Below are 453 nucleotides of genomic sequence, written 5' to 3' on the forward strand. Positions count from 1 at the left end.
GCACTGGACACCATCGCCGAATCCGGTGCCCCGCTCCGCGTCGCAGTGAACTGCGCCGGTGTCGGCTGGGCCAGCCGGATCCTGACAAAGAAGGGCCCCCACGAGCTCGACCTGTTCAGGAAGATCATCGAGATCAACCTGGTCGGCACCTTCAACGTGATGCGTTTGGCCGCGAACCGGATGCAGAACCAGGAAGTGGTGGATGAGAACGACCAGCGCGGCGTCATCATCAACACCGCGTCGGTCGCGGCATTCGAGGGCCAGATCGGTCAGATCGCGTACACCGCCTCCAAGGGCGGCGTGCACGCCATGACCATCACCGCTGCCCGCGACCTCGCGCAGGTGGGCGTACGGGTCAACACGATCGCCCCGGGCACCATCAACACCCCGATGCTCGACGGGATCACCCCGGAGTTCAAGAAGACGCTCGAGGCCGGTATCCCGTTCCCCAAG

Annotated in this window: 1 protein-coding gene; it reads left to right on the forward strand. The window is 64.9% G+C overall.

Going from position 1 to position 453, the window contains the following annotated elements; all coding sequences use genetic code 11:
• Nucleotides 1-453 (forward strand): SDR family NAD(P)-dependent oxidoreductase (locus tag IO33_RS0141990; protein WP_031174337.1); only part of this gene is annotated, 453 nt, incomplete at both ends.

Origin of the sequence: Streptomyces durhamensis (assembly GCF_000725475.1) — a bacterium.
Classification (GTDB): Bacteria; Actinomycetota; Actinomycetes; order Streptomycetales; family Streptomycetaceae; genus Streptomyces; species Streptomyces filipinensis.